The following is an 18,977-nucleotide window of genomic DNA, read 5'->3' on the forward strand; positions in this document are numbered from 1 at the left end:
ACCCGTGATGGTAGCCTTTATGCGGAACGTTTGACAAGCTGTGGATTTCTTTGTTTGGCCAAATATAGAAGAAGACCGCTGACCAGCAATAACCCACTTGTAATAAAGAACACAGATGAAATGCCGAATGCACCTGCGACAAAGCCCCCCATCACTGGTCCAATCACATTCCCTAGGAAGCGAAGGCTTGTGTTGTAGCCTAGCACTTCTCCTTGCATCGCAATCGGTGCCTCCTGACGAATATAAGCAACGCGAACAGGAACGATTCCTCCAATGGTGATTCCAATCGCAAAACGGATCAGAACAAGCTGCCAAATATTTGTAACAAAAGCCCCTGGTAAATATACAATCGCAGCGACCAATAAGAGTGCAATGAGGATCTTGATATAACCAAAGGAGTCGGCTATTTTTCCCCATCTTCTAGCCATGATTAAATTTCCCAGTCCCGCCGCAGAAAAGGCAATTCCAGAATAGAAGGCGAGATTTTCCGTTCCATGCAATTCACTAACATAAAGGGAGAGAATGGGCTGAATGCTAAAATGGGCAATTTGAATGACTGTTGAGATAAGCAATACGTTCAATAATAGCGGGTGTCTCGCAATATGCTTAAAAACTTCTTTTGTTGTGTAGGAGGTCTTGGTTCCCTTAATATCCTCCATTTTATATTCCTTTGTGGCAAATACAAGCATGGCCGAGATAAAAATGGCTATGGAGGTCCATTTAAAGGTGGCTGAATAGCCAAAGGAGTCTGCCAATACACCGCCAAGTAAAGGTCCGATCAACTGTCCGGTAATGCTGCCGGTTTGAAGCGTTCCAAGTACCTGCCCGGCAATCTTCTTGGGAGTTTGCGTGGATATGAAGGCTTGGGACATCGAAATGAATCCTGCAAATATCCCCATGAATAACCTAAGGAAAAACAACTGCCATACCGAGTGAACAAATCCCATTAACAAAATCGATACAGCCATTCCAAAAGCCGAAAAGATGAGGATTTTTTTGCGACCAAATTGATCGCCAATTCTTCCCCAGATGGGTGAAAAAAGAAAGGCGGTAACAAAGGTGACCCCGAAGATAAGTCCTGACCAATTTTGGACATACTTTTCTGAAAAATCCCCGAATGTCTCAATGTATAATGAGATAAATGGAAGAACCATCGTCATGCTGCCTGAGATAAAAAAGTTGGCAAACCACATGATCATCAGATTTCGCTTTGCTGTTTTCTGCTCGATCATAGTAACACTTCTTTCTCAACGAGAAATTTCGTTTCCCTAAATATTATCATACCTGATTTAAAAATTAAAACAAACAAAACGCAGGATTTACTATTTGAGCAATTCCTAGTAATCTTAAAGGAAAAAAGTGTGGGGGAGAGCCATGATAAAAGCGGTATTTTTTGATTTAGATGATACATTACTCTGGGATGAGCGAAGTGTCAAGGAGGCATTCTCGGCTACATGCTTGGTGGCAAAGAAGAAATACGGAATAGATCCGGAAAAACTAGAGCATGCGGTTCGTTCGGCGGCACGTGAGCTTTATTCCTCTTACGAAACGTACCCCTTTACACAAATGATCGGTATCAATCCATTCGAGGGGCTTTGGGGGAATTTCTTAGATGAGGAGGACAATTTCCGAAAAATGAAGGCAATTGTCCCGGCCTACCGTAAGGATGCGTGGACAAATGGTTTACAAGCACTTGGGATAGATGATCCACAATTTGGTGCCGAACTTGCAGAACGATTTCCTCAGGAAAGACAGAAGCACCCATTTGTCTACGAAGATACCTTTGCGGTGCTTGATAAGCTTAAAGGAGATTATAAGCTGTTGCTACTTACAAACGGTTCACCAGATTTACAAAATACGAAACTAACGATGACTCCAGAGATTGCTCCTTATTTTGATCATATCGTCATATCGGGAGCCTTTGGGCGGGGCAAACCAGATCCAGCGATCTTTGAACATGCTATGAATCAAATGGGCATCGAGAAGGACGAGGCGATCATGGTTGGGGATAATCTAATGACGGATATTCTCGGAGCTTCGCGAGCTGGAATGAAATCGGTCTGGATTAACCGACATGATAAGGAACGGACTATGGTCGTCCCAGATTTTGAGATTAAGAGGCTGGATGAGCTATTCGGGGTGCTGGAAACATTGAAATTGGAAGTTTGACCGATATAACTGTAAAAGTGACCGATATTTTTCGATAATGACCGATATATTCTCAGTTTGACCGATATATCTAAAAAAACGCAGATATCCTAAAAAAAGTGAGGTGCTACTGATGCTACAACAAGCTAGAGAGCTATTACGAGCCCATTTTGGCTATTCTTCTTTCAGAAAGGGGCAGGAAGAAGCCATTCTTTCTGTTTTAGAAGGAAAAAATACGGTTTGTATCATGCCGACGGGCGGTGGGAAATCGATTTGTTACCAAATTCCTGCACTGGTTCTGTCGGGAACAACTCTTGTCATTTCGCCGCTCATTTCACTAATGAAGGACCAAGTGGATTCGCTCCTCCAGGTTGGAATTGAAGCAACTTTCATTAATAGCTCCTTGAGCATACAAGAGGCTAATGAGCGGTTGAACGAAGCCATGCATGGGAGGTACAAGCTTTTGTATATCGCCCCGGAACGACTTGAATCCCAGGAGTTTGTCGAAACCATTAAACAGCTCAATATCCCACTCATTGCTATCGATGAAGCCCATTGTATCTCCCAGTGGGGCCATGATTTCCGTCCGAGCTATCTACAAATTCAAAAAATGGCCGATAAGCTTTCGAGACCGCCAATCGTCATGGCTTTAACTGCCACTGCCACACCAAAGGTGCGCGAGGATATTTGCCGTTCCTTGCATATTCCCGAAGAGAATAAGGTGATCACAGGCTTTGAAAGGGAGAATCTATCCTTCCAGGTTATCAAGGGTCAGGATCGGGATGCTTTTTTACGAAGCTTTGTGAAAAAGAATGAACAGGAAGGCGGTATTGTCTATGCGGCAACCCGAAAGACGGTCGATCAGCTTTTTGAAAGGCTACAAAAAGAAGGCGTTTCCGTTGGCCGCTACCATGCAGGAATGAGCGATAACGATCGCAAGCACGAGCAGGAAAAATTCCTTCGAGATGAAACGACGGTAATGGTGGCCACATCCGCCTTCGGAATGGGGATCGATAAATCAAATATCCGCTATTGTATCCATTATCAGCTTCCTAAGAATATGGAGAGCTATTATCAAGAGGCAGGCCGTGCGGGCCGCGATGGGTTGCCAAGTGAATGCATTCTGCTATATTCTTCACAGGATGTGCAGGTGCAACGTTATCTAATTGACCAGTCTGCCGATCGTTCAAGGATTTCACAGGAACTGGACAAGCTGCAATCAATGGTGGATTACTGCCATACAGAAAGCTGTTTGCAAAGCTTTATCCTTGAATATTTTGGAGAAACCAACCATACCTCCTGCGGCCGTTGCGGGAATTGTACGGATGCTCGTTCCAGTGTGGATGTTACGAAAGAGGCACAAATGGTTTTATCCTGCATTATCCGGATGGGGCAGCGTTTTGGAAAAACCGCAGTCGCAAAGGTTTTGACCGGCTCCAAGGATCGAAAAATCATCGAATTTGGCTTTGATCAGCTGCCTACCTACGCCATTCTCAAAGAAAAGAGTGCAAAGGAGGTCAGTGAGTTCATCGAATTCCTCATTTCCCAGGATTTAATTGGGGTTGAGCAAGGAGCCTATCCGACGATTTTTGTTGCTCCTTCAGGAAAAGAGGTTCTGCTTGGAAAAAAGCTCGTCTTTCGAAAGGAAATCATTGAGGTCAAAGAGGTTTCGAATCGTGACCCGCTCTTTGAAGAGCTTCGAGCGGTACGAAAGACCATCGCAGAACAAGAGCAGGTACCACCTTTTGTGATTTTTTCTGATGCGACCTTAAAGGATATGTGTATCAAGCTTCCAATGACGAGCGAGGAATTTCTGAACGTGAATGGAGTAGGGGAGCTGAAGCTCGAGAAATACGGAGCTGTTTTTCTTAGTGTGATTGAGAACTTTTGCAAGGCCAACCCGGAACGATTAAGCGGCAAACCAGTAATGAAGACTTCAACTCAAAAATCAAAAAAACTCGAGAAAAATTCTCATCTGATCACGTTCGAGCTTTTTAAAGAAGGCTTGACGGTTCCCGAAATAGCCAAAAAAAGAGAGATGGCCATAAGCACCATTGAAAATCATATTATGCAATGTATGGCACAAGGGCTCGACATTGACATAGAAGAAATTATTCCGAGTTCATATATGCCCATGATCCAGAAAGCGGTCGAAGAGGTGGGCCGGGAAAAGCTCAAGCCGATTAAGGAGCAGCTCCCGAATGAAATTACGTATCTTATGATAAAAGCATACTTACGCTCAACGTCCTAGGATGTTGGGCATTTGTTTAATCCAAACAGGATCCCCCTATTAAAAGGGGGTTCCTACTTTACGCAGCAAAGGCATCGCTTCTCCCATTCTTCGGACAACCAGGTCGGCAGTTAAGCCCAAATCGTACGGATCGATAAATATGGTTGCACAGCCAAGCCCTTGAACAGGGTGGATTTCATTAATCCAGTTGTCACCGACACTCAAAATTTCATGATACTCCACGCCAAATTGCTCCTTAAAGGTTGCGAATCGTTCCTCGGTCCTATTGGGCTTTTGACCATTAAATATTTTCAGGTCAAACATTTGATCTAAACCAAGCTTGGACAAAATAGCCTCACTGTCTGGTTCAGGGCTGTTCGTTAAGAGAGCGAGCTTTACTCGTCCATGAATGTCCTCGAGAGTCTCCTTAAATCCATTAATCGGTTCCATCTCAAACTCAGGTCCCATCATGAATTCCCGTGTCTCGAGAAAGGCATCATAGCTGCTCCTGCTATCAAGTCCGTAGTGAGCAGCAACCGAAATGGATGTCCACCAAGGATCGCCAACACTTAACATGGTCGTGAAATTCAGTTCAATCGGTACAGGATAGAGCTCGTGAATTTCCTCCTCGGATAATCTGTTTCCGTTCCAATCATAGGCTTCTTTCACTCGGTTATCGAACTGGACGAGTATTAAATCCTTGAAACAATCAAATACTCGTCCGATTTTCAATGGGTGCTTGCCATGCTTGATTGCGATGTAATCCTGGTCGAAAAGTGGTTGCTTCTCCTTAGGGAGCCGCTCCCTCAACCGTGCTGCCTGATAATCAAAATGGTGCATATCTTCATATAATGTTCCGTCCAAATCAAATACAATCACTTTAATGTTTGAGAAATCCATCTCTCCTCACCTCTTTCCTAGTCTACCGAATTTCACCCTCGAGCTACAAATTTTAGGATTAGAAATTGTATTAACCCTCCAATGATATTATGATAGTACATATTTGAGTAAATTTGAGGGGAGAAAAAATGACTATTCAGCAGAAAAATACATATGACATCATGGAAGTTTGCGTGCTTGCTGGAAAGATCATGCTCCAAAGTGGGGCAGAAACCTATCGGGTGGAGGATACGATGATGCGAATCGCCTCTGCATATGGTGCGAAGGAATCGCATAGCTATGTGACTCCGACAGGAATTATTTTTTCAATCGAAAGTGATCAGCCAACAAAAACAAAGCTTTTCCGAATTACAGAGCGAACGACAGATTTGCAAAAGGTTACTTATGTGAATAGTATTTCTAGAAGAATCAGCAAAGGCGAGCTCACACTTGATGAGGCCTATTACGCCTTAAAAGAAATTGAGGAATCAAAGGCGGGTTATCCAACTGTGATCCAGGTGCTCGCTGCAGCAGCGGCCAGTGGCTGCTTCTTAATTATGTTCAAGGGGACCTGGTTTGATTTCCCAGCAGCCCTTGTTGCAGGGGGGACAGGATTGTTGGGCTTTATTTATGCACAGCGTCTCGTTCCGATTAAATTTTTCTCAGAGTTTGTTGCTTCCTTAATCATTGCGATAATTGCCGTCCTAGCTGTCGAGTTTGGCTGGGGGGTTCAGGTAGATAAAATAATCATCGGTTCCGTAATGCCGTTAGTTCCCGGCCTTGTGCTTACCAATGCTATAAGAGATTTGATGGCAGGACATTTAGTTTCCGGTCTTTCTAAAGGGGCGGAAGCGTTGTTAACGGCTTTTGCCATTGGTTCTGGGGTCGCCATTGTCTTAACTTTTATGTAGGGGAGATATTCCATAATGATTGAACAACTGATCACAAGTTTTATTGCAACAGCGGCATTCGTCATTATTTTTAACGCACAAAAGAGCTCTTTAATAAAATGTGGGATTGTCGGGATGTCCGGTTGGTTTATCTATGTGATGATGACGACATTTGGCTATGATGTGGTTCCAGCATCCCTTATTGCTTCGTTTGTGGTCGGCATCATTTGTCATATTTTTGCAAGAGTATACAAAACACCGATTATTATTTTTAATGTTGCTGGCATCATCCCACTTGTCCCTGGAGGCTTGGCCTATGATGCAATGAGGAACTTTGTCGAAAATGACTATAGCTTCGCGCTCAGCCTAGCGGCAAAAGCAGGCTTAATCTCAGGAGCGATTGCACTTGGACTCGTCTTCTCAGAGGTCATTAACCAACTGGTGCGAAAGGCAAAGCAGCCGCCGAAAATCTATTCCAAATCAAGACTATAAGGACTTGCTCTTTCAAAGGGTGAGTCCTTCTTTATGTTGGCAAGCCGGCGAGAGTGAAATGAAGGAATTGCCATCCGATTATTTACGGTCTCCCAATTTTCGTAATTATTGTGACATTTTTACTAGATAGGAGGATTGTTGAAATAACAAGGATTATAATATGGTTAAGTATTTATTCTATCAAATGGGTGATAGCAATGATAAAGCACGTATATGCTGTGGTTCTATTATTATTTATTTTTGTCACAGGCTGCGAAAAGGATGAACCAGTTAAAAAGGTGGAGAAGGAGTCACAAAATCTCACGACGTTAAAGGTCATTGCTGATTCTGAAGAAGCGCTGGCTGCCTTCAGAATGGAGGAGGACAATATTCAGAAAAAGTTTGGCATTCAACTAGAATACTATTTTCCGAACCGGATGAATGATAATGTCGAGGATTTCCTTTTTGCGAGCAAGGAGACATACGATCTGTATATTCTTTTTCCAGGAAAAATCCCTCAATATGTAGAAAGGGATATGCTTCTCCCGTTAGATCCATATATTCAAAGTGATCCATCCTATGAAGAGATTATTCCGATTTATCGAAACATGTATATGCATTACAATGACCATGATTACGGCGTTGTCTATGATGGAGATGCCCATTTCTTATTCTATCGAACAGATATATTTGAAAAATACAGCAAGGAATATGAAGAGCAATTCGGAACTCCTTTACTTCCACCTAAAACGTGGGAAGAGTACGACAAAATTGCAAAATTCCTGACGAGGGATGAGGATGGAGATGGAAAGATAGATATTTATGGAACAGCCACATTTACCGGAGATGCTAAAAGGTATATTTGGTTTGCGGAAAGATATCTGTCCATGGGTGGCAAGTATTTTGATGAAAATATGAATCCTCAGATTCAATCCAAGCTAGGCGTGGAATCCCTTCAAAGCTGGATTGATCTGCGGAATAGCGGAGCTACCCCACCTAATGCCATGTATGATTGGATTGATTTAAATAATGTGTTCCTGCAGGGGAAAGTAGCTATGGTCGTTCAGTGGGGTGATACATCACGGTTTTCCTTTGATGAAGGAAAATGGGATTCCCAAATTGCTAACAAGGTAGATTGGACGGTTGTACCTGGGGACGATCCGAATTCGCCTAGAGGGGGTGTTTGGATCGGAAGAGTATTAGGTATTTCAAGCGAGACGGCAAAACAGGAAGAGGCTTGGAAGGTCATTCAATATTTGACCTCAAAGGACGTTAGCTCGAAATTGGTCACCTCCTTACAAACCATCAATGATCCCTATCGAGAAAGCCACCTGTCCTTAAAAGGGAAGGGGGCATTTCCAAACGAAGAGGTTCAGGAAAAATTTCTATCGGTTCTAGAAGAGAGTCTAGCTCATACGAATGCAGATTTAATGCTTCCAGGCGGTTGGGAGTATATGCAAGCCTTGGATGAAAAGATTGGCCTCGCTCTGATTGGTCAATTGACCGCCCAAGAAGCACTCGATCAAACAGCAATAGAATGGAATCGAATCACGGAAAGCTATGGACGGGAACAACAAAAAATCTATTATCAAAAATGGCTAGCCAAGCTTGAGGAGGTTAGCAACCGATGAAATGGTTTAATAGCATCGCCTTTCGCTTCTGGCTAACGATGAATATCCTAATTTTGACCGCAGTATTGTGTATAAGCTCCTTTTATTTATGGAAGGAGAGCAGTCAATTAGAGGAGTCTTTAAAGAATGAAGCCATTTCTATGGCGAATACACTTGGTTCAGCTATCGGGCTGTCTATGTTAAAGGAGAATTACGCAGAAATAAGTCCCCTTGCCTACTCTCTGATCGATCAACCCGATGTAAAATATGTGAAGATTCGTAATGTGGAAGGACGTGTCATCAATCAAAAGGGAGAAACTCTCGATGATCCGAAGAAAGTAATGGTCACAACGGTACCAATCTTCTATTTCCAGAAAGAAGTAGGGGAGATTGAAATCGCTGTTAACACGATTAAGGTGGAAGAACAAAAGGAGCATGTTCTTCGTACAACGGTGATCACCTCTATCATTATTTCTGTTATCTCTCTATTACTCTCTTTTTGGATAAGCGGGAAGTTGACCCTGCCTTTAAAAAAAGTCGTAGAGGCCACAAAACAGGTAACGAAAGGGAACCGAAATGTTACAGTACCTGAAGAGCAATTAACGGAGATTAATGAGCTTGTCACTTCTTTTAATCATATGTCAAGAACCATTGAGAATTTTGAGGATCAGCTTGTCAACGAAATAAATATTGCGACTAAAAGTCTATCAGATAAAGTTAGCATTTTAGAAGCTTTGAGTAATATCGCTCGGTCGGTAATGGAAAACAACCCGAGCAAAAAAGAAGTCATTCGCGTCTCCTTGAAGGAAATTCTACAATACATCCCAGCAGATAAAATATCCATTGCCCTTTGGGAAGAAGATAATGAAGAGGAAATTCTAATCGTCTCCTTGGTCAATCAGCAATTTTTAAAGGAGGAAATCATTCCTCTTGCTGATACCCCGATCCATTTGATGATAGAAAATAGGCAGCTTATGATAAGAAACCACACGACCGAGGAGGGGATTTACCCGCAAGAACAGGTTCTTTTGAAGGAAGGAATTGCCACAACGATGATGGCTCCTCTCATTACCAAGGATAAAGTACTTGGGTCCTTGAATTTGGGAAGTGTGAGCCCGAATTTTTTTGACCGGATACATGAGGAAGAAATCATGATGTTTGCCCATCAAATTGCCATGGCACTGGACCGAGCATCCCTCTACATGTCACTGCGAAGAGCAGCCTATTATGACCATTTAACAGGGTTAGCAAATAGCCGGTTGCTCAGAGAACGGATTGATGAGGTAATACGCCATAGTGAGGAAGATCCTAACAAGAAATTTGCCATTCTTTTTCTCGATCTAGACCGATTCAAAAATATTAATGATACGTTGGGGCACGAGGTCGGAGATATGGTGCTAAAGGCTACTAGTCAGCTCCTTATTGGAAACTTGAGCTATAAATATCTGATTTCAAGATTGGGTGGGGATGAATTTATCATCCTTATTCCAGATATTAGCTATGAAGGGGAAGCAATAGACTGTGCCAAAACGATTCTGTCTCTATTTAATCGACCTCTTCGTGTTAAGGATTACGAGCTACATATCACAGGAAGTATCGGAATCTCGATGTACCCAGCAGATGGCAAGGATGCTGATACGCTTATAAAACGGGCTGATACAGCGATGTATCGGGTTAAGGATCAAGGAAAGAATAACTTTGCGATCTATGCACCTTTGACCTCTGATCCTTCATATGAAAAGTTGGCTCTGGAGAACGACTTAAGGAAGGCGCTTCAGAAAGGGGAATTTATTGTCCATTATCAGCCAAAGATTAATATCGTCGAAGGGACCCTATCAGGATTTGAAGCATTAGTAAGATGGAAGAATTCAACGAGAGGGTTGGTTTCCCCAGGAACCTTTATTCCAGTTGCAGAGGAGACAGGTTTGATTGTGCCTATTGGCGCCTTTGTTATGAAGGAGGCAGCTAGGCAGATGGTTGCTTGGCGTCAAGCAGGGCTACCAGAGGTTCCGATTGCCGTGAATCTATCGACAAGACAATTCCTGCAGTCCAATTTGGTTCAGTCTGTGGAGTCGATCTTGAAGGAAACTGGACTACCCCCACATTTGTTGGAGCTAGAAATTACAGAAAGCATGACGATTGATCTGGAGAGAAGTATTGAAATACTAGCTAAACTAAAAAAACTCGGTGTAAAAATTAGCATTGATGATTTTGGGACAGGCTATAGCTCACTGCATTATCTTCAACAGCTGCCAATCGACCGTCTGAAAATTGATCAATCATTTGTTCAAAATATAACGGTGAATGAGAATCATGCCATTCTCGTTGCCACGATTATTAATATGGCAAAGAATCTTCAATTATCTGTTACAGCTGAAGGGGTAGAAACGGAAAAACAGGCAACCTACCTTCAAAAGCAAAAATGTGAGGAGGTTCAAGGCTACTTTTTCAGCAGGCCTTTAAGTGCAGAAGAAATCGAGGGGAAATATAGAGAGCTTATCGAAGACGTGAAGAATTGGAAAATTGGATGAAAAAAAGACTTATTTCTGTATGGAAATGAGTCTTTTTTGCGTATAGAACTATTTTTTACATAATCATGCAAAAACTGTGGAAAATATGGAATGAAAAGGTAGGATGATAGTTCATGGTGACCATAACATTTCTTGTTACTTTCGCGGGGATATTATTCCTCATTTCAGGCATTGATGTGTTTTTGTACAAACAGTCATTTTTCATCAGTATTTACAAGCTATTTGCTGAGGATCAGGGGACAAATGAAATTTATGTGGACTTCGCATTAGTAGTTGGGTTTATCTTGGCGTTGATTGTGGACTTCCGCATCCACAAAAATAAAAGGTCTAAAGAGTCATGAGCAAAAACCTCGTTGAAAAAATATCCCTCTGGCAGCTAGCTGTTTTGATTTTTATTTTTGAAATCGGTAGTGTTGCCGTTGTCGGTGTTGGAAATGAGTCAAAACAGGATGCATGGTTAGCTGTTGCGATTGCTACAGGAATTGGCATATGTCTTATTAGCTTTTATATGTTTTTACTCAAAAAACTGCCGGGGAAAAATATCTTTGAAATTTTTACATTTTGCTTTGGGAAATGGTTCGGTAAGGTCATTAGCTTTTTGTATGTTCTTTACTTTGTCTATATTGCCTCAAGGGTACTAAGAGACTTTGGTGAGTTGATCACAACCGTGATTTTTGAAACTACACCGATTGAGGTTGTCATGATTACGATGATGATGGTCATCTGCTATATGCTCTATTTGGGTCTGGAGGTATTCGGTAGGACAGCTGAAGTGTTTCTCCCCTATGTCTTTAGCTTTATCCTTCTGATTGGTATCGCCATTCTTTTGTCAGGTGAAATGGAGTTTGAGAATCTGCAACCCGTATTGGCAGAGGGGTTTGGGCCGATTATGAAACATATCTTCCCGAAATTGCTCACTTTTCCTTTCGGAGAATTGGTCGCCTTTTTGGTGATTATTCCAGCTGTTACGCATTTTGACAAAGCGCGAAAGGTCAGTATCATTGCGGTTCTTATGAGCGGTTTCATTATTATGTATCAGAGGTTTATTGCCATTGTGACACTCGGTCCAAAGCAGCTCGAACGAACGGTGTTCCCATTCCTTTCTGCTGCCAGAGAGATTTCCCTATTGCAATTCATCGAGCGAGTAGATTTGATCGTTGTATTTATCGTTATGTTTGGGATTATCACAAAGGTCAGTGTGTTCTTCTATGCTGGGTTGAAGGGGCTTGAGCATATCATAAATCTTCCTTATCGCTACTTTGTATTTCCAATCGCCGCCATTATCTGCTATGGTTCCGTTCAAATTTCGGCTAATTACGCAGAACATATTGAGGAGGGGCTTAAGTTCATCCCTCATTATATGCATGTCCCATTTCAGTATCTTATTCCAATCTCCATTACACCTCTTTTCATTTGGAAGGTAAAAAAACAACAAAGGGGAACGGACAAACATGGGTCTGTTTGATTTCTTGTTTTATCGAAGAAAAAACAAAGATAAAGGAAATTTAACGGCAGAAGAGCTATTTCAGCTAGAGGATCTTCCTAATCAATACTTTAGAAATCTTGAACAAAATAAACAGCAAATCGGTCAACTCTTTAACAAAAGCTTTGATTTCAAAATGGAATCAATCAAGCTTGGAGAAAAGGATGCATGCGTTTGCTACCTACAGACGATGTTAAATATGGACGATCTAACAGATAAAGTGTTAAATGCTGCTCAATATGCCGCCAATTTAGGACCCAAGCCCAATTTGGACACGCTTCGTAATGTATATTTCCCAACCTTGTCCTTTGAATATGCCGATACTTTTCACAAAGTGGTTTGGCAAATATTAAATGGCTTTGCCGTCATCATGGTGGATGGAGAAGGAAAGGCGCTGTCTGTGCAGATTGGCAATATTGAGCATCGTTCCATTGCCGAACCAAGCACACAAACGATTATTCGCGGCCCAAAGGAGGGCTTTATCGAAGGTATTGAAACAAATTTGAGCTTGGTTCGAAGAAGATTAAAGAATCCACATTTGGCATTTGAAAGCTTCCATGTAGGAAGGGATACGAAGACAACGGTAGCAATTGGCTATATTGGGGATATCACAAATCATGATATTCTGGATGAAGTTCGAATGCGAATCCAAAAAATTGACATAGGGGGCGTCTTGGATTCGGGAAATATTGAGGAATTCATCACAGATAAGATTGTTACCCCATTTCCGCTTGTTTTTAATACGGAAAGACCGGACACGGTTTGTGGGGATTTAATGGAAGGAAAGGTAGCGATCTTTGTAGACGGAAGCCCCTTTGTTTTGACCGTACCGAGTGTGCTGACAGATTTTTTTCAGTCCCCTGAGGACTACTATCAGCCATATCTCATGTCGAGCTTTATACGTATCGTCCGTTATATATCGTTTATGATTGCTTTAATCCTGCCGTCATTATATGTGGCTCTTTCTACTTTTCATCAGGAGCTGCTACCAACGCTATTGTTATTGAGTATACAAGCACAAAGAGAGGGAGTCCCCTTTCCAGCTGTTATCGAGATTTTTGTAATGGAGCTAACCTTTGAGATCATGCGGGAGGCTGGGGTCCGCATGCCGCGGGCAGTGGGACAGACCGTCTCAATCGTGGGCGCATTGGTCATTGGACAGGCAGCTGTTGAAGCAGGTCTGGTGTCAAATGTATTAGTCATTATTGTCGCATTCACCGCCATAGCAAGCTTTGTTTCACCTATATATAATTTCTCGATTTCGACAAGATTGCTGAGATTTGTACTAATTATTTTTGCTGCTGTGTTCGGATTGTACGGAGTGCTGCTTTTCTTGGTTGCGATGGTGATTCACCTTGCGAGCTTAAGATCATTTAGTGTCCCTTATTTAGCTGGAGTTGCTCCGTTCACAATTGAAAACCAGGATGACATTTTTGTCAGGATTCCTGCTTGGGCTAACCGTAAGCGTCCTACGTATCTATTTGCGAAAGCTCCGATTAGAGAAAAAGGCAATGAGAGTCCATCACCTCCACCTGCTAAGGGAGGAAGCAAATGAAGAAATGTCTGTTTTTGCTGATAATGACGATGAATGTTTTTCTGTCGGGCTGTTGGGACAGCACGGAGATGAACGATATTGCGATCGTGACAGGGATAGCGATTGATCCCGGGGATGAAAGAAAATATAAGATGACGGTAGGATATGTAAATCCACGGCAATTTTCCAAGCAAAGTCCAGAACCCGGAGCCCCAGTAACGTCCTTGTCGCTTGAAGGGGATTCACTTCCAGAAATGTCAGTTAAAATGAATATTGGAATCAGTCGAATTTTAAAATTCTCGCATACAAGGGTTGTGTATATTAATGAAAAAATTGCGCGAGAAGGGGTTGGGCCATTTCTGGATGAAATTGAGCGATCCCCAGAATTTCGTAATGACTTCAATATTTTGATTACAAAAGGAGATGAAGCAGCGAAATTTACACAAGTCAATGATAATATCGAAAAAGTTCCATCCTTAAAGGTTCAAAAGCAAACTAAATCTCTAGTGGAAACTTGGGGTGGCGACCCTCGTATCCGCCTTACCGATTTTATTAATGCAATCGTTTCCAAAGGCCGGGCACCAGTGGCGAGTACTGCAGTCATAAAAGGGAGTCCAGAGAAAGGAAAATCCACGGATAGCAATAATAACATTAAACCAGAAGCTACTGTTGAGCTGGATGGAATGGCCGTATTTGATATGGATAAATTAATCGGGTATTTGACTTTAGAGGATACAAGGAATTATCTATGGACCCAAAATTTAAAACAAACAATGGTAACAACTCCCTGCAGTGACAACGAAGAAAAATTCTTTGACTTGCTTATCACGAAGAATAAGACAACCCTTAAAACTAATTATCGAGGGGATACGCCAGTTCTTCAGGTGAAGATTCATGCTGAATCCAATCTAAATAGTATGCAATGTGCGAAGGATTTAACAAAGATGAAAACGTATAGTGAAATCGAAAAAGTAGCGGAGAACCATATCAAAAATATGGTGGAAGCAACCATTAAGAAGGTTCAGAAGGAATATGGTGTTGACATTTTTGGATTCGGAGAAGAGCTTAACAGGCAGCATTATCAGAAGGCGAAGGAAATAGGGAACCAATGGGATAAAGAATTTGCCCGAGCGGATGTTGAGGTTCACGCCCAAGTGGCCATTCGCCGTACTGGCACGAGAACAAAGAGCTTCTTATCAGAAGTCGCACCATAAGAAAGCTAGAAAAGGAATTCTAGCTTTTTTGTGTGTCATTCGCTATAGTGGAAAAAGATGAAACTAAAGGAGAAAACGATGAGCGATTTGATTCAAACGAAAATGAAGGATACTATTAAAAACGCATGGGAAAAAGCTGGGTTCAATCAGCCGACACAGGTTCAGGCATCCGCCATTCCCTTCATTTTAGAAGGGAAGGACGTCTTGGCAGAGTCGCCAACGGGTACGGGAAAAACCCTGGCTTATTTACTGCCTGTATTGAATAGGATCGATCCTGGAAAAAAGACGATTCAAGCTGTTATTTTGGCATCCTCACAAGAGCTGGTTATGCAAATTTTGCAGGAGGTTGGCAAGTGGAGTGAAGGTAGTGGAATTCGCTCTGCCTCCTTTATCGGCGGGGCTAATGTAAAGAGACAAATCGAAAAGCTGAAAAAGAATCCTCATATTATCGCTGGTACACCCGGTAGAATGTATGAACTAATTAAGCAAAAGAAAATTAAGATGCATGAGGTTCAAACCATTGTTTTGGATGAGGGAGATCAGCTTCTCACTCATGAGCATCTTCCGACTGTGCAGAATATTATTCGCTCCGCCCTTGCCGACACGCAAGTGGTCCTTTTTTCTGCAACCCTATCAGGCTATATCGAAAAGGAAGCGAAGGCTTTCATGCGGGATCCAGAAGTGATTCGGGTGAAAAAGGATGAGACGATCCAATCTGGTAGAGTGGAGCATGTTTATTTTGCCGCAGAGCAAAGGGAAAAGCTAAAGCTCTTAGAAAAGGTTTCGCGCATTCAAGATGTTAAGGCACTGGTCTTCATGAGGGATATTGGTAATTTAACGGTGGCTTTTGAAAAGCTAGCATACAACGGTGTACAGGTGGCTGTTTTGCATAGTGATCTTAATAAGGATAAAAGAAAAAATGCTCTGAAGGATTTTAGAACAGGAAAAGTCCCGATGCTTTTGGCAACAGATGTGGCAGCAAGAGGATTGGATATTCAAGGAGTCACTCATGTTGTTCATTTTGATTTCCCTAAGGATATCGAGCAATATGTCCATAGGTCCGGGCGGACGGGACGTTTTGGAGCAGACGGCATCGTGATTTCTTTGGTGACGGAGCGGGAAGAGAGAGAGCTGAAGAAATTTTGTCGTGAACTAGAGATTGCTGTGGATCGAAGGGTGTTCTATAAGGGAGATATCGTCAGTCCTGACGAAAGAAGGTAATTATTGCTCCCTAGAATGAAGAGATTGAGGAATACTCATACTACCAATGACCATATTTGAAGGAGATGAGGTAGATGGGTCGTACCAAAATGGCAAACGCCAATGCAGAACGCAACAAAAATCAGAAAAAACAAAGACAAAGCTCAGAATTAGTGGAATTTACACCAAAGGACGAGCGGAATCAAAAGAGAATTGTTGATTAACTAAAGAAACTGACTTATGGATTCCCCTAAGTCAGTTTTTTTGTGCAATATTATTTACCTTTATTCATTTAATCCAATTTTACCAATTTATGAGGAGTTTAAGTGAGTTATAATCGAATTTACTTATGAGCTTGTTTCCTCCCACTCGATTGGGTCTAACGGTCGTACAGCTGGACCATTGAGGACTTCTCCATCAATCGAGTAGCGGGAGCCGTGGCATGGGCAGTCCCATGTTCGATCTCCGTCATTCCATTCCACCTCACAGCCCAAATGCTTGCATGTCGTATCGACAATATGGAGTTTCCCTTCCTGGTCGCGATAGGCACCGGCACGCTGGCCATTGATCATAACTGGTGAGCCCTCGTCCTTCCCTAGTTCGCTCGGGTGCATCGGGATGACCTCGAGCTTCCCTTTAATGAGATGCTTTGCTACATCCAAGTTGGTACTTATGAATTTCTTCACATCGGGATCGGCATGAAAGCGAGAGGGTGTGTAGAGCTCTCGATAAGGATTATCTTTTTCTAGAACAAGATCCTTTAAGAGAATGGCGGCTGCGGTTCCGTTCGTCATGCCCCATTTTCTATAGCCTGTTGCGACGAGTACTCTCGGTTGATTCTCAGTTAGTGGCCCAACAAAAGGTACCTTATCTAGTGTAGTCATATCCTGTGCGGACCAGCGATACTTGTATTCTTCAATTCCAAGCACGTCCTCTGCGAATTGTTCAAGGGCCAAATAGTGCTTGATGGTATCGATTCCTTGTCCTGTTTTATGGCCCTCACCAGCTACTAATACGAGATTTTCGCCGTCCATCGGGGTGGAGCGCAGGGAGCGAGTAGGGGTGTCGGCACTAATATACATGCCACCTGGGAAGGCTTTTTTCGTCTTGAGCCCAAGAATATAGGAACGTTCTACATATATTCTGGCAAAGAAAAGCCCTTTTTTATCACAAAAAGGAAAATGGGAGGCGGCAATAATATACTGACAATGAATTTTGGTTCCATTTCTAAGCAGCACCCAAGGAGAATCCCCATCTTCAATATCAGCGGCCGTCGTATTTTCATAGATTGTCCCACCAGCATCGACAAATAGCTTCACTAATTGATTCAAATATTTGAGCGGATGGAATTGCGCCTGATTATGCATCACCAAACCTGTTTGAATGGGAATATCGAACGGAATACTATTGATCGTCGTGCTTGTAATGCCAAGCGTCTGGTAAGCCTTCGCCTCTTTTTCAACCTTGCTCACTCCCTGTTCTGTATCTGCATAAATAATTGCATCCTGATCACTGTAATCACAATCAATTTGGTTGATTTGCACCATTTTTCGGATAAAATTTAATGCGTCCGTATTGGCATCGTAATACATTCTTGCCTTTTCTTCACCAAAATGGCTAATAAACTCATCATAGATAATATCATGCTGGGCGGTGATTTTTGCCGTCGTATGACCAGTGGTTCCGGTCAGAATTCTGCCTGCTTCAATAATGACGACTTTAAGTCCTTCCTTCGCTAATAAATAGCCAGTGGTTATGCCAGTAATTCCACCACCGACAATGGCTACATCAAAGGATTGGTCCTCTGTCATTTTATTAAAAATAGGCAATTCAAAATTTCTCCAATAGGATTGTGGAAATTGAGGCATTTCGTAATTGTTCGTCATCACAAACCTCCAAATAAATATGTATGTAGTTAATTTTTCCACTTCTGTGAAATGTATGTATTTTATTTCTCGACAGCCCCCCTAAAATCAAAAAAAAATGCCGCTAATAGGGCAGCCAAAGCTATTTTTTTGGTAATGGATCAATTCTGGTGGAATCTTCCGTATCGAGAGCAACCTGTAGAACATGAACATAAATACCGACAACAATCCCTAGGGAAATCATAAATCCAATAAGTATTATCGACCATACTAGCATCATGAACTCCCTCCCTTATAACACCATATGCATAGCGTGACAGATAAAGAAGAGGATTTTATGAGGTCTATAAAGAAATAATAAGAAGATTGAAAGTAAGGGGGAAGCATAATGGATTTCAAAACAGCAGATTTATGTGATGATTATTCAAATGAGATTCAGGTCTTGGGCTCTTCTCTAAGGTCCTTTGGCAAGAGAAAAAAATTTTCAGGACCAATCGTGACCGTAAAGGTATTTGAGGACAATGTTTTAGTAAGGAGTGCCCTAGAAACGATTCCGGCAGGAAGTGTCCTTGTTGTCGATGGAGGTGCTTCCCAGCGCTGTGCACTTTTGGGTGACAGGCTCGGGGAAATTGCTCAAACGAGAGGATTAGCAGGAGTGATCATCAATGGATGTGTACGTGATTCTGCAGAACTCGCTGGGCTGGATGTAGGAATTCTTGCCTTGGGCACCCATCCTCTAAAAAGTAAAAAGGAAGGAAAAGGTGAAACGAATATTCCGTTAAGCTTCTTGTCGATGGACTGGAAACCAGGACATTATGTATATGCGGACGAAGACGGGGTAATTATCTCGGAAAAAAAGCTATTAGATTAGAAATAATGGGGCTAGTTCAGTTAGATTGAACTAGTCTTTTTTAAGTAAAGG

The 18,977-nt window shown here is 42.2% G+C and carries 17 protein-coding genes; 13 read left to right on the plus strand and 4 right to left on the minus strand.

Going from position 1 to position 18,977, the window contains the following annotated elements:
- Positions 1-17: 17 nt before the first annotated feature.
- Positions 18-1,232, minus strand: a complete 1,215-nt coding sequence (locus J2S07_RS08930) for an MFS transporter (protein ID WP_307150083.1) — start codon at positions 1,230-1,232, stop codon at positions 18-20.
- A 142-nt stretch (positions 1,233-1,374) separates the two neighbouring features.
- Between J2S07_RS08930 and J2S07_RS08935 the strand changes: the two genes are divergently transcribed.
- Together J2S07_RS08935 and recQ are read left to right on the plus strand one after the other, a co-directional pair.
- Complete coding sequence (locus J2S07_RS08935; RefSeq protein WP_307150084.1) at positions 1,375-2,169, plus strand: HAD family hydrolase; 795 nt, start codon at positions 1,375-1,377, stop codon at positions 2,167-2,169.
- A gap of 112 nt (positions 2,170-2,281) precedes the next feature.
- Entirely contained in the window at positions 2,282-4,399 is a 2,118-nt protein-coding gene (gene recQ, locus J2S07_RS08940) for a DNA helicase RecQ (protein WP_307150085.1), read from the plus strand.
- Between the two features lie 39 nt (positions 4,400-4,438).
- Here recQ and J2S07_RS08945 read toward each other — a convergent pair whose 3' ends face one another.
- Positions 4,439-5,278 (minus strand): HAD family hydrolase, encoded by an 840-nt coding sequence (locus J2S07_RS08945; RefSeq protein WP_307150086.1) that lies wholly within the window; start codon positions 5,276-5,278, stop codon positions 4,439-4,441.
- Positions 5,279-5,406: 128 nt separating this feature from the next.
- Here J2S07_RS08945 and J2S07_RS08950 point away from each other — a divergent pair, with 128 nt between their 5' ends.
- The 10 genes from J2S07_RS08950 (at position 5,407) to ypzF (ending at position 16,414) form a co-directional block, all read left to right on the plus strand.
- Positions 5,407-6,168, plus strand: coding sequence for a threonine/serine exporter family protein (locus tag J2S07_RS08950; RefSeq protein WP_307150087.1), 762 nt, complete (start codon positions 5,407-5,409; stop codon positions 6,166-6,168).
- A gap of 15 nt (positions 6,169-6,183) precedes the next feature.
- Positions 6,184-6,639, plus strand: coding sequence for a threonine/serine exporter family protein (locus J2S07_RS08955; RefSeq protein WP_307150088.1), 456 nt, complete (start codon positions 6,184-6,186; stop codon positions 6,637-6,639).
- 197 nt (positions 6,640-6,836) lie between these two features.
- Positions 6,837-8,249 carry an ABC transporter substrate-binding protein gene (locus J2S07_RS08960; RefSeq protein WP_307150089.1) on the plus strand — a complete coding sequence of 471 codons (1,413 nt, stop codon included), beginning with the start codon at positions 6,837-6,839 and terminating at the stop codon, positions 8,247-8,249.
- A complete protein-coding gene (locus tag J2S07_RS08965) occupies positions 8,246-10,759 on the plus strand; it encodes an EAL domain-containing protein (protein ID WP_307150090.1) in 2,514 nt (837 codons plus the stop codon). The genes J2S07_RS08960 and J2S07_RS08965 overlap by 4 nt, the downstream gene beginning before the upstream one ends.
- Positions 10,760-10,872: 113 nt before the next feature.
- A complete protein-coding gene (locus tag J2S07_RS08970; RefSeq protein WP_307150091.1) occupies positions 10,873-11,100 on the plus strand; it encodes a hypothetical protein in 228 nt (75 codons plus the stop codon).
- Positions 11,097-12,224: a GerAB/ArcD/ProY family transporter gene (locus tag J2S07_RS08975; RefSeq protein WP_307150092.1), complete on the plus strand. Its 1,128-nt coding sequence runs from the start codon at positions 11,097-11,099 to the stop codon at positions 12,222-12,224. Before J2S07_RS08970 ends, J2S07_RS08975 begins: the two co-directional genes overlap by 4 nt.
- Entirely contained in the window at positions 12,211-13,797 is a 1,587-nt protein-coding gene (locus J2S07_RS08980) for a spore germination protein (RefSeq protein ID WP_307150093.1), read from the plus strand. The genes J2S07_RS08975 and J2S07_RS08980 overlap by 14 nt, the downstream gene beginning before the upstream one ends.
- Positions 13,794-14,990, plus strand: coding sequence for a Ger(x)C family spore germination protein (locus tag J2S07_RS08985; protein ID WP_307150094.1), 1,197 nt, complete (start codon positions 13,794-13,796; stop codon positions 14,988-14,990). Before J2S07_RS08980 ends, J2S07_RS08985 begins: the two co-directional genes overlap by 4 nt.
- 78 nt (positions 14,991-15,068) lie before the next feature.
- Positions 15,069-16,211, plus strand: coding sequence for a DEAD/DEAH box helicase (locus tag J2S07_RS08990; RefSeq protein WP_307150095.1), 1,143 nt, complete (start codon positions 15,069-15,071; stop codon positions 16,209-16,211).
- A gap of 74 nt (positions 16,212-16,285) precedes the next feature.
- Entirely contained in the window at positions 16,286-16,414 is a 129-nt protein-coding gene (gene ypzF / locus J2S07_RS08995; RefSeq protein ID WP_307150096.1) for a protein YpzF, read from the plus strand.
- A gap of 123 nt (positions 16,415-16,537) precedes the next feature.
- On the opposite strand, the gene J2S07_RS09000 is transcribed toward ypzF, so the two are convergent.
- Positions 16,538-18,076: an FAD-dependent oxidoreductase gene (locus tag J2S07_RS09000; RefSeq protein ID WP_307150097.1), complete on the minus strand. Its 1,539-nt coding sequence runs from the start codon at positions 18,074-18,076 to the stop codon at positions 16,538-16,540.
- Positions 18,077-18,197: 121 nt separating this feature from the next.
- Positions 18,198-18,335: a hypothetical protein gene (locus J2S07_RS09005; RefSeq protein ID WP_307150098.1), complete on the minus strand. Its 138-nt coding sequence runs from the start codon at positions 18,333-18,335 to the stop codon at positions 18,198-18,200.
- A gap of 108 nt (positions 18,336-18,443) precedes the next feature.
- Between J2S07_RS09005 and rraA the strand changes: the two genes are divergently transcribed.
- Entirely contained in the window at positions 18,444-18,926 is a 483-nt protein-coding gene (gene rraA / locus J2S07_RS09010) for a ribonuclease E activity regulator RraA (RefSeq protein ID WP_307150099.1), read from the plus strand.
- Positions 18,927-18,977 lie beyond the last annotated feature (51 nt).

The organism is Anoxybacillus andreesenii, from assembly GCF_030813005.1.
GTDB classification, from domain to species: domain Bacteria; phylum Bacillota; class Bacilli; order Bacillales; family Cytobacillaceae; genus Robertmurraya; species Robertmurraya andreesenii.